Origin of the sequence: Legionella cardiaca (assembly GCF_029026145.1) — a bacterium.
Lineage (GTDB): Bacteria > Pseudomonadota > Gammaproteobacteria > Legionellales > Legionellaceae > Tatlockia > Tatlockia cardiaca.
Genome location: NZ_CP119078.1, coordinates 3429907 through 3442223 on the forward strand (window position 1 = coordinate 3429907; position 12317 = coordinate 3442223).

Sequence of the window (12317 nt, forward strand, 5' to 3'; positions counted from 1 at the left end):
CTTGTTCTAATGACAATTAGGATAAGTCTTGGATAGTATTTTTAAGAGTTACCGTACCCCCCCACTTGATTCTTTAAATGGTTTATGCCGATTCAGGATGACGGTTGGGACGTTACAAGTTATTAATTAATTGCAAAAATTCACTTCTACTCGAAGGGTTGTTGCGCATTTCTCCTAGCATGACAGAAGTTGTCATGACGGAGTTTTGTTTCTCAACGCCACGCATCATCATACAAAGATGTTTCGCTTCCATGACTACAGCGACACCGCGTGCACCAGTGATGGACTCAATACAACTTGCGATCTCAGTAGTTAGTCGCTCTTGAATTTGCAGACGACGGGCAAAATAATCTACGATACGAGCAACTTTAGATAGCCCCAATACCTTACCATTGGGAAGATAACCTACATGACATTTTCCAAGGAAGGGCAGCAAATGGTGTTCGCACATGGAATACATTTCGATGTTACGGACAATAACCATTTCACTCATATCAGATTCAAAAAGGGCGTCATTAATTATTTCATCAAGTCTTTCGTGATAGCCCTTGGTTAAATAAAGTAATGCATTTGCTGCTCTCTCAGGAGTATCTCTTAGCCCTTCTCGTTCAGGGTCTTCACCAATTCGTTCTAATATTTTTGTGTATAGTTCCTGCATTGTATGGATCCTAGCCTGGTGGCCAAGTCATCTGTCGGCCACCTAATAGATGTAAATGAATGTGGTAAACTTCCTGCCCGCCACCGGAATTAACGTTAAAAACTAATCGATATCCATCTTCGCTTAGTTGTTCAACTTTTGCCATATTTTTTGCCGTAAGAATCATACGACCTAATAATTGCTCATCTTGACTGTCCGCATCATTGATAGTAGCAATATGCTTTTTGGGGATCAGTAATAGGTGTATTGGTGCCTGCGGTTTGATATCGCGAATCACAATAATTTCTTGCGTTTCAAAGACAATATCAGCCTTGATTTCCCCTGATGCAATTTTACAAAACAAGCAGTTCATACTCATCCTGATGATTTTGGCTTAACCTGTGATTATACCTCGAGTTGGTCTTGATAAAAAAGTATTAGCACTATCTTTTGCAGGCCTATGCATGAAAACTTTTGATTTTCCACGTTACGGATTCCACGAACACATCCCGAAACCTAGAGTTAGAGTTCAGATTGACTCTAATTCAAGGTTGATATTCATGTTTAGGCCTTACTACCTTTATTACCGAATTTGAAAACGAAATAGATAGTTGTCTTTATATTCTATCTATTCGGTTAATTTTGCCTTTTAGAATGGTTTTGCGCATAATACCCCGTCTTTCAAATTAAAACTGGGTGCAAAATGGGTTTAATGGATATTAAAAGTGGTCGTGATATACCTAACGAAATCAATGTCATTATAGAAATTCCGATGCACGGAGAACCGGTAAAATATGAGGTAAATAAGGAAACAGGCGCCTTATTTGTCGATCGTTTTATGACGACAGCGATGTATTACCCTACAAACTATGGCTATATTCCTAATACTTTGTCAGAAGATGGTGATCCAGTAGATGTTTTGGTAGTGACTCCTGTTCCGTTAATTAATGGCGCAGTAATTCCTTGTCGCGTTGTTGGCATGCTGAAAATGACTGACGAGGCGGGTGTTGATGCCAAGTTACTAGCAGTCCCAACAAATAAACTCACTAAAATGTATGAGTCAGTGCAGACTTACAGTGATTTACCCCGTCATCTATTGTTATCTCTTGAACATTTCTTCCAACATTATAAAGATTTAGAGGAAGGAAAATGGGTTAAACTTAATGGTTGGGATGGCCCGGAAGCAGCTCGTCAAGAAATTGTTTCCAGTGTTGCTCGATTTAATCAGCAAAAATCATAGTGACTATGAAGATAGGAGCTCTGGCTTCTATCTTCATGAAGCACTTTGATCCTCTTGAAGAATTCGTTCTAACTCACCGCGCGCCTGCCTTGAAAGATTAATCATTTCATGTTCCTTTTCAAAAAATGCAAATGATTTTTGTAAAGTAACTTCATCATGTTGCGAAAAGGCTTGAGCTTTCTTTTTTAAAGTTTTTTCACTGTAACCTAAAAATTTCATAATTTCTTGGGCCATGCTTAAGGAAGAGTCAAAGGTTTCCCGTTTAAAATAATCAACCCCGGCTTTATGTAATTCATAAGCATGTCGACGATTACGCGCCCGCGAATAAATTTTTAGTTGTGGAAACTCTTGTTTTGCTAATTTAACTATTTCCAAACAAGTGTCTGGATCATCAACTGCAATGATAAGCAATTTAGCATGTGCTGCGCCTGCATTTTTTAATAAATCGAGGCGGGAGGCGTCGCCAAAATAACCTTTGAATCCAAATTTACGTAGCTGTTCAATTTGTTCCGGGTCGTTTTCTAAAACGGTTAGTTCAATCCCTTGAGCATTTAAAAAACGACCTATAATTTGTCCGAAGCGACCGTAGCCTGCAATGATAATAGGATTTTTTTCGGCAATATCATCAAATTTATCGGGAGGTAACATGCTTAAAAAGCGCGGGACAATAAGATATTGATAAATTAGCATTAAAAAAGGGGTTGTTGCCATGGAAAGGGCTACGGCTAGCGTAAATAGATTGGCTTGCTGAGCATTCAGCACATGGGTAGTGAGTGCAAATTGAAATAAAACAAATGCAAATTCACTGCCCTGGGAAAGGAGTAGGGTGAATGCAATATTTTGTAATTTACTTAATCCAAACGCACGACCTAAAATTAAGAGGACAAACATTTTAATTATAAGTAATGTGAAAACGATACCTAATAGTTTTATTGGCTGCTGAGCAAGAAGTTCAAAATTCATGCTCATCCCTACTGAGATAAAAAATAATCCTAAAAGCAAGCCTTTAAACGGTTCAATGTCAGTTTCTAATGTACGCTTATATTCTGAGTTAGCTAACACAACGCCTGCTAAAAAAGCCCCAAGTCCAGGGGATAAACCGATATTTTCCATTAACAAGGTAATACCAATAATTAATGCTAGGGAAGTCGCAGTAAAAACTTCACGTAGGTTAGTTCGCGCAATGATATAGAAAAAATGACGAGATAAATAATGGCCAATTAATATAACCATCACAATAGTTCCGGCAATTAATCCTGCATGTGTCCAGCCTGATAACTTATCAAAATGATCAATCGTCCCAGTTGCAGTACCTGGAGTAATTAACATGGGCATGATAATAAGAATTGGAATAACAGCAATATCTTGAAGGAGCAAGACGGCAAAAGCGACTTCGCCTGTCATCGTGTGCATGAGATTTTTTTCTTGCAATATCTGTAAAACCAGCGCTGTAGAAGATAACGCCAGAGCCATACTGATGGCTAAGCTCACTCGCCACTCATAACCTAGAAAAATACCCATTCCCATTAAAAAGAAAATGCTGAGGATAACTTGTAGTCCCCCAAGACCAATGATGGCTTTGCGTAATTTCCACAGCATCTCTGGTTCTAATTCTAACCCTATAAGAAACAACATCATGATGATGCCGAACTCAGCAAAATGCATAATTTGTTCTGCATTGGCAATCAAGTTAAAACCAAAAGGACCAATAAGAATACCAACTATTAAATAACCCAGAACTGAACCCAATTTGAACCGGCTGGCAAGTGGCACGATAACGCAGGCTGCCGCCAGGAAAATAAAAACGTGAAAAAGGAAGCTGTTATTCATTATTGTTTTTTTTGGAAGAGATGTTTAAGAGTATATGCAAATGCAACTCCATTGCCGAACGTTTATTTAAGCATATAAATTTAAGATTCAATAGCGCTTATGGGGAGTTAAGACGTAGTATTCCTCGGGAAATTGTTCCAAGAACCTTAATATCTTGCAAACTATTCGCTTGAAGTGGATTACCACTGAGTATTGTCATATCAGCAAGTTTTCCTGATTCAATTGAGCCTTTATCACTGCCAAGACCATAAACTAATGCGGCATCAAAAGTAAATGCGCTTAATGCTTCAGGCAAGGTAATTTTTTCAGATGAGGCTCCCTGTGTGCATGGCTCTTCTTTGCTCAACCAGTTTTGTGCCTGTCCAGAAGTGATTTGCCTCATGATTTGTAGAGGAATTGGTGGGGTTGATGGCGCGTTAGCTTGCACACTTAAATTCTTCATAATCTCTTTTGCACTTGCCAGGAAGAGCCCAGGATAATTTTGGTGTGGCTTCATAAGAAGATTGCATAAACTGCTATGCCAGAAATAAAAATGTGGAGCAAACCAGCTAACTTTTACACCTAATTGTTGCATGCGTTGTATTTGGTCAATCCGGACATAAGGGGCATTAATGATAATTGCACGAAGCGGTGTGGGGCTTGAGATCAGTTGGGTTTTATTAATAAGGTTTAAAGTCAAATCAACGGCGGCATCCCCATTACACTCCAAAGCGACAGCTACTTTTTCTTTTCTTGCAGTTGCAAGCATTTTATCTAATTCTCGCGGTGTTTTTTTTAGATTTTCGGGCCAACTCGTGTTTGGATGAGCCATCGATTGGAGATAGGGAAAGGTAAAGAAGGCCTCTCTGTCTTGAGCTGCACCATCAACTTGGATAAGCCAGGCTCCAGCATACAGGCGCGGATTATCCTGATAAATAAGATCCATCTGCTTTTTCTCTGCAAGAGTATTTGGCGTTAAGATGATATCTACCGGAAATGCGGATTGCATTGTCAATTGTTCATAGAGGGGAACCCACGCTGGATTAACCATTGCTTCTGTGGCCGTAGTATAACCTTGTTGGGCGTATTGTTGAGCGGCGATTTGTATAGCATGGATTGCTGCTTCCTTGTTAATAAGATCCGTCAATAGTAATTGAAAGGATTTATCACGAATTATCCCATTGCTATCAATTGAGATTTGCTTTGCATGACTTAATGTGGCAATTTTTTTAATGGCTTCCTGATTTGCAAGGATCTGATTACCAGATGAATAAAACACTAGCACAGGAACATTGTTGTATAAATTATCCAAGATGCTTTTACTTAAACCAGCTCCTTGCATTCGTAGGGGGTCATAGCCATTTACAATAAGCCAACCATCTGCATTGGCCTCTCTATTTTTTAAGGCATCGAGAAAAGCTTCAGTTGTTTTTATTTCACGCCAATCGGGGTGTTGAAAAACATTGGTGGTTGATAAATCAAGTGCGTGCTCAAAAAGCCATCCGTAAAGTATAAATCGGGAATGCGTATCAATAAAACCAGGAACTACCACCGCATTTTTTAAATCAATAACTTGTGTGTTTTTACCTCGGCATTGTTTCATTAATGTTTCTTTATCGCCGACGGCAACCAATCGTTGTTTACTCACTGCAACGGCCTTGGCCAGAGGTTGTTTGGGATTGAGAGTAATAAAAGTGGCATTAGTAAAGAGGGTTGTAGCATTCTGGCAAAAGCGGGGTTTTTCGCTTTTTTGCGAGTAACCTGTTAGAGAGAAAAGAAAAACAGCGAATCCAATTCCTAACGTTAATAATCCATGTCTCATTAAACACATCCTCGTGTTGCTGTTTTGTAATCCTATCAAGTTTACCCAGGCATGTCTGCAATTGCTTTTAGAAGCGAAAATTTAAAGATTCGCCTCATTGAGACCAACGTCTTGTGATAAGATCCAATGATTTTTACCTTGCTGATTATTTTTCTTGCACGGGTCGTATTCATAATTTACAAAATCACTAGTTTATCGTAGAGTAAAGGCAGTTTTTGTTTAGTTTTTACACGATTATTAAGGTTATCTTAAGCTTGTCCCGTTACAATGACCTTTTGCAAGTATTTTGGAACAGCAGAGAAGGAATGCAATGAGCAGTAAAAAACACGCGTTAACTATTTTTAGTTTGACTATGATTACTGTTGGCTCTGTCGATAGTATTCGAAATTTGCCAGCTACCGCCCTATTTGGAAGTCAATTGATTTCTTTTTTCATCTTAGGTGCTCTATTTTTTTTAATCCCCACTGCGTTGGTCTCTGCAGAGTTAGCTTCTGGATGGGCAAAACAGGGAGGAATTTATATTTGGGTAAAAGAGGCGTTTGGTAAAAAAACAGGATTTTTAGCGATTTGGCTGCAGTGGATTGAAAATGTCATTTGGTATCCTACTATTTTATCGTTTGTGGCCGGAACCATAGGCTATTTAATTAACCCCTCTATGGCTAGTAATCCCTATTTTCTTTGGCTGGTTATCGTCAGCTCCTTTTGGGGCGCAACATTAATAAATTTACGCGGTATGCGCTCTTCTGCTTTGTTCAGTAACATTTGTGCTCTTTCAGGCTTGCTTTTACCGATGGCCTTAATTATTGGTTTAGGGTCTCTCTGGATTGTTGGCGGTAATCCTTTGCAGGTACAGTTTGATGCGGCAAGTATTACACCCCATTGGCAGGATAAATCGATATGGGTGTCATTGACCGCAATTATGATGTCTTTTTGTGGAATTGAAATTGCTACAGTACACGCAAATGACGTTCATAATCCACAATATGCCTTTCCACGCGCTTTAATTTATTCTGTACTCATTATTTTAAGTACCTTAATTTTGGGTTCTTTAGCGATTGCAGTTGTCTTGCCCCAACATGATATTAATTTGGTCGCCGGGATTATGCAGGCTTTCGATGCTTTCTTTGCTAGATACCATATGAGTTGGTTTATGCCTGTGGTTGCTATTATGTTAGTCATGGGCGGATTAGGAGGTGTTAGTAACTGGATTATTGCTCCTACTAAAGGTTTATTGGTTGCTGCTGAAGATGGGAATTTGCCTGAATTGTTTCAAAAATCCAATCGCCATGGTGCACCAGTAGTTATGCTGATAACCCAAGCGGTTATTGTGACTATTCTCTCCGCTTTATTTCTATTTATGCCTTCAGTTAACGGCTCATATTGGCTATTAACTGCATTAGCAGCGCAGCTTTATATGCTCATGTATTTACTGATGTTCATCGCTGCATTGAAGTTGCGTTTCAGTGCACCAGAACATCCTCGTACTTTCCGCATTCCTGGTGGTCTGACAGGAATGTTTTTTGTAGGAGGAGTTGGCATAATTGGTTGTTTAACAACATTAGTCGTCAGTTTTATGCCTCCAGAAGGTATTAATGTTGGTTCGGTAAGTCGTTATGAACTTACGCTGATTTTTGGATTAATACTAATGTGTTTACCACCCTTTGTTAGCTCCTGGCTGCAAGCCCGTCGCGCCAATACCCAGCTAGAAACCGATGTCGCTGCCGCCTAAGTAATGAGTATTGCGACATCGTTAAAGGAGTTGGAAGCTCGTTTACCTGAACTTGAATGGAAAATGGGTTCTTTGGGGCGCACGCTTCCAATAAAATTATTGCCAAAAGGACTGTTTCGCTTATCTGCAGAGGCAAATCCTGCGGCATTTATGGATGACATAAAAGCCGATCTTAACGCTTTGGCTAAACATCAAAGTGAGTATAGCGGTCATTATCTCGCCCAAAGAATACATCAAAAAATAAATGTCCTGGTTGCTTTATGCTGCCTGGAAAGCCCACAGCCCGTGCAAAAAAACAAATATTATCTCAATATGATAACAACGCGGCAGGCTTTTGTGAGGGATTTAGAGAAAGAAATCACCCGCCTAACAGCGCAACGCAAGGCCATTCTTGAACGCCTGGAGAATACAGACACTCAGCTTAGCCTGGGTTTAAAAAGTGAGTTGGGCGAAATTGAAAAACGATTAACTCTTGCTAGAGAAGCAATTACTCGCGCAACGCAATGGTAGCGATTGGTGTAAAAATCTATTTTTCAAAACTATATTTTTTATTTTTTTCTAATAAAGAAGCGAAAATTTCAGGCGACATGGGATGGCCATAAAAAAAGCCTTGGCCTTCATCGCAGTGGCAATTTTTTAAGAATTGTAGTTGCTCATAAGTCTCAATTCCTTCCGCGAGTACTCGTAGTTTCAGGCTATGGCCCATGGCAATAATGGCTTCTATAATTGAGGCATTGTTATGATCAGTAATGCAATCCTGGATAAAGGATTGATCAATTTTTAGTTTGTTTACTGGGAAGGCTTTTAAATAATTTAAACTTGAATAACCGGTACCAAAGTCATCAATGGTTAAATTAATTCCTAATTCTTTAAGTTGCGTCAATTTATGCAGATTTTGCTTTTTATCATCCATAATAATGCTTTCGGTTAATTCAATTTCTACATATTGAGGGTCAAGTTGTGAGCGCTCCAAACTAAACTTAATAAACTCAACAAAGTTGTCTCTCACCAGCTGAATCCCGGAAACATTAACAGCAAGGCGAAGAGGTTTAAGTCCTTTCTTTTGCCAGGCTTTATTTTGTCTAAAGGCATTTTCGATAATCCATTCGCCTAAAGGAATGATAATTTTTGATTGTTCGGCAATGGGGATAAACTCTAAAGGATGAATAATTCCTTTCGTAGGATGCTTCCAACGGACTAAGGTTTCAACGCCAATAATTTCACCACTTTTTAAATCAATTGTCGGTTGGTATACAAGAAAAAATTCTTTAGAAATTAATGCATTGCGTAATTCCATTTGAATTTCAAGACTCTTTTTCGTGTCTTCATAAAGACTTTTATCAAAGAGTTTGAAATTATTACGTTCTTTTTTTGCTAGATACATTGCCATGTCAGCATGTTTAAGGAGTGTGGCAGGGTCCTTCCCATGATTGGGAAATAGGCTCGCCCCAATGCTTGGGGTAACGACAATCTCATGATGAATTAATTGGATGGGTTTAACTATTTTATTGAGGATTTTTTGTGAGAGCTGATAAATATCATCCTTTTCACTCAAAATAAACAAAATTACAAACTCATCACCTCCAAAGCGCGCAACAGTATCGCTTTGACGTGTACATAAAGTTAGACGACGCCCTATCTTTTGTAGCAAAATGTCACCGGCATTATGGCCTAAATTGTCATTAATTAATTTGAAATTATCAATATCAAGGAAGAATATCGCCAGTTGACTGTGATAGCGTTTGGCATAAGCAATTCCTTGATGAATGCGATCATAAAGTAGGGTTCGATTTGGTAAACCTGTTAATAAATCATGGTTTGCTTGATAGGCCAATTGCTTTTCCATTTGTTTTCGCATAGTGACATCACGAAAACTCCATACATAACCTACCGTTATATGACGAAGTTTGTGCGGTTTGGAATGCCACTCGAAGATATTTTTTGTATTTAGAATTAACTCATAGTAACTTTCTTGTTCAGGGTTTGTACGTAAGTCATCTACTTTTAAAAGAAATTCTTTAGGGGATTGCAGCTGATTTAATACTTCCTCGATAAATATAAAGAGATCGGATTTAGCGCTAAAATTCGGAGGTATTTTCCACATATCGATAAAATTTTGATTGTAGTATTCAATTTTTCCTTTTAAATCAATAACTAATAAACCATCCGTCGTTGATTCAAGTGTGGATTTAGTAATTGCCAGGGATTTTTCCAGTTCATGAGTGCGTTTAGCAACACGGCGTTCAAGTAATTGATTAAGAGTGCCTAGATCAATATTTTTATAATGTAGTGAGAGAAAGTTAATTAAAAATTTATTTGAATAATAACAACTAATAAAAACAATCGGCATATACAGAAGACCACAAAATCCTAAAAGAATATAAATATCCCCTTGCAAAAATAGCCACATTGTAAAAGGAATAAAGGCTGGAAAAAGAAAAAGTGAGTAAACCGAGATAACCGGTGAAAAAAATGACATTGAGCCTGCGGTCAAACCAAAAATAAGCATTACGACAAAGCTTTGATAAAAGAGATTTTCAGTAGGCATTAGAATTGAACTTGCAAATCCCCAGCCGCAGCCTGATAAAAAAGTAAAAAATGCAAATAGTTTTAGCCATATTTGGGGCGCATAATAAAGCCTTTTGATTTTATAAGAGATGGCAACACTGAACCAAAGAATACAAACCAATGACATATAAATAAACCAGCCCAGTAATAATTTATGGTTTACAGCAGGCCAAATCGCAATAGTGAGAAAAAGAGTGGCTCCTCCCTGCGCTGTGATACCAAATGGATTTTGCTGATAAAGCAAATGAATTTGATCGCCTAAAATTTTCTTGGATGGCGGGGCATGAGAGTTTGTTCGTTCTTGTCTTAAGTCTTTATTACTATTCTTTAATCTCATTAATTAATCAGCCTCCGGCCAGTGATTATGATCTTAAGTGGCTAGAAGATTAGTCCTTATGTAGCTTAATTATAGTCATAATCTATGAGGCATACTGAACTTCTCTGGCAATGACATTATTTTATTGAATTTGAGATTAGTTAACCAAACGAGATAAATCGTTATCACTCTTACTCAGACGATATTAGCAAAGCATGGGTAAGACTTCTTCTCAAGAATTCTAAGCGCAAGTTCTCCAAATTTTCGCTTTATAAAAAGCAATAAGGGTACACCCTAGTAAATTTTTTTGTCGCCAGTATATACTTGAGGCTATAGATAAGATTCAAAGACATCTCGCAGAAGGCAGTCTATTCTACAAGCATGACAGAGTTTGTCACAGAAATGGCTTCCTTCCTGCGCAGGAATGACTAGAAGCTGATCAATTTATAAGGTGTTAAAGATCATAATCGAGATAAATTGGTATTATTTTGATCGGGCAGAAGAGTGAAGCTCGATGGAATCAAGAGACGAGGCATGGATGTTTAAAAAAATTCTAGTAAGTAATCGTGGAGAAATTGCATTGCGTATAGTGCGCGCCTGCAAAGAAATGGGCATTGAAGCTGTCACTATTCACAGTGTGGCTGATAGGTATGCACTTCATGTAAAACGCGGTTCGCATTCGCATTGTCTTAGTAAAAAACCGTTAGAGGCTTATTTAAATGGTCATCGCATTATTGAATGCGCCAAAGCTGCCGGTTGCGAAGCAATTCACCCTGGCTATGGCTTTTTATCAGAAAATCCTCAGTTCGCGGCAGCTTGTGAAAAGGCTGGAATTGTCTTTATTGGTCCTTCTGCAAAAGTAATTGCAACAATGGGATCTAAAATTGCTGCCAGAGAAACTATGCAGAAAGCAGGTATCCCAGTTATTCCAGGTAGTGATGGAAATTTAGAAACCATAGATGAGGCTATCGCATGCGCAGAAAAATTAGGATATCCAGTCATGCTAAAGGCCACTTTTGGCGGTGGTGGGCGTGGTATTCGCTTGTGTTTTGATGCAGGGCAAGTGAGACAACAATATGCTAGGGTACAATCAGAAGCAGGCAAGGCTTTTGGCGATTCTCATGTTTTTATGGAGAAATTTATTAGTAATCCACGCCATATTGAGGTACAAATTCTCGGTGATAAGTATGGTTCAATCGTGCACCTTTATGAGCGCGACTGTTCTGTACAACGACGCCACCAGAAACTAGTTGAAATTGCTCCTTCCGTACTTCTTGAAGATAATACTCGTAAAATTTTATATGATTATGCTGTGAAAGCCGCATCTGTGGTGGGCTATACCAATGCAGGCACTGTTGAATTTATTTTAGATGAGCAAAACCAGCCGTATTTTTTAGAAATGAATACTCGTTTGCAAGTAGAGCATCCGGTTACGGAGCAAATTACCGGTATTGATTTAGTACAGGAGCAAATTCGTATAGCGGCAGGAGAAAAACTTGCCATGACGCAAGAACAAATTACCCGGCGAGGATTCGCTATTGAATTTCGTATTAATGCAGAAGACCCACAAAATGATTTTCTACCTAGCTTTGGTCGTATCACACGTTATTATGCACCTGGAGGACCTGGAGTACGCACAGACAGTGCAATTTATACCGGGTACACTATCCCACCCGATTATGATTCCTTGTGTGCCAAATTAACTGTTTGGGGATTGGATTGGCCCTCTGTCTTGCGCCGCGCAGCGCGTGCATTGGAGGAGATGCGCGTATTTGGGGTAAAAACTACCATTCCTTATTATTTGGAAATGTTAAAGTCAGAGGAATTTCGAGAGGGATTAGTAACGACGAATTTAGTGGAGGCACATCCTGAATGGCTACGTTACTCAAACAAATCATTACCTCATCATAAAGCAGCAGTTATTGCAGCCGCTATAGCAAGTTATAATAAGCGCAACAAGCAATAAAAAACTGTTACTTATTCTGGATAATATTTTTGTTAAAAATGTCACGGCATTGATAAAAATGCAAGGTTATCGTAGTTAGAACCGATGAGTTAATGCAACTTTTTTTGTATCAAAAATGTAATTTCTTTGACGATTTGTAACATACAATTGTTTAAAAAGTTAAGACACTTTTATTGCTCAAGAACTATTTGATTTAATAGATAATTTATCTTAAAAAAATGAGCTAATTT

At 38.5% G+C, this 12317-nt stretch carries 9 protein-coding genes; 4 read left to right on the forward strand and 5 right to left on the reverse strand.

Annotation, left to right across the window (positions count from 1 at the left end):
• Nucleotides 1–112 precede the first annotated feature (112 nt).
• A complete protein-coding gene (gene folE / locus PXX05_RS14930) occupies nt 113–658 on the reverse strand; it encodes a GTP cyclohydrolase I FolE (protein WP_275088981.1) in 546 nt (181 codons plus the stop codon).
• 10 nt (nt 659–668) lie between these two features.
• Nucleotides 669–1010: a histidine triad nucleotide-binding protein gene (locus tag PXX05_RS14935; protein ID WP_275088982.1), complete on the reverse strand. Its 342-nt coding sequence runs from the start codon at nt 1008–1010 to the stop codon at nt 669–671.
• A 330-nt stretch (nt 1011–1340) separates the two neighbouring features.
• Here PXX05_RS14935 and ppa point away from each other — a divergent pair, with 330 nt between their 5' ends.
• Nucleotides 1341–1877: an inorganic diphosphatase gene (gene ppa / locus PXX05_RS14940; RefSeq protein WP_275088983.1), complete on the forward strand. Its 537-nt coding sequence runs from the start codon at nt 1341–1343 to the stop codon at nt 1875–1877.
• 33 nt (nt 1878–1910) lie between these two features.
• Here the strand turns inward: ppa and PXX05_RS14945 are convergent, their stop codons facing one another.
• Together PXX05_RS14945 and PXX05_RS14950 are read right to left on the reverse strand one after the other, a co-directional pair.
• Complete coding sequence (locus PXX05_RS14945; protein ID WP_275088984.1) at nt 1911–3707, reverse strand: monovalent cation:proton antiporter-2 (CPA2) family protein; 1797 nt, start codon at nt 3705–3707, stop codon at nt 1911–1913.
• 97 nt (nt 3708–3804) lie between these two features.
• Nucleotides 3805–5508 (reverse strand): amidohydrolase, encoded by a 1704-nt coding sequence (locus tag PXX05_RS14950; RefSeq protein ID WP_275088985.1) that lies wholly within the window; start codon nt 5506–5508, stop codon nt 3805–3807.
• 310 nt (nt 5509–5818) lie between these two features.
• On the opposite strand from PXX05_RS14950, the gene PXX05_RS14955 reads away from it, so the two are divergent.
• On the forward strand, nt 5819–7237 hold the full coding sequence (locus PXX05_RS14955) for an APC family permease (RefSeq protein WP_275088986.1): 1419 nt from the start codon (nt 5819–5821) through the stop codon (nt 7235–7237).
• 3 nt (nt 7238–7240) lie between these two features.
• Entirely contained in the window at nt 7241–7747 is a 507-nt protein-coding gene (locus PXX05_RS14960; protein WP_275088987.1) for a hypothetical protein, read from the forward strand.
• A gap of 16 nt (nt 7748–7763) precedes the next feature.
• Here PXX05_RS14960 and PXX05_RS14965 read toward each other — a convergent pair whose 3' ends face one another.
• Entirely contained in the window at nt 7764–10142 is a 2379-nt protein-coding gene (locus PXX05_RS14965) for an EAL domain-containing protein (RefSeq protein WP_275088988.1), read from the reverse strand.
• Between the two features lie 517 nt (nt 10143–10659).
• Between PXX05_RS14965 and PXX05_RS14970 the strand changes: the two genes are divergently transcribed.
• Nucleotides 10660–12087: an acetyl-CoA carboxylase biotin carboxylase subunit gene (locus PXX05_RS14970; protein ID WP_275090537.1), complete on the forward strand. Its 1428-nt coding sequence runs from the start codon at nt 10660–10662 to the stop codon at nt 12085–12087.
• Nucleotides 12088–12317 lie beyond the last annotated feature (230 nt).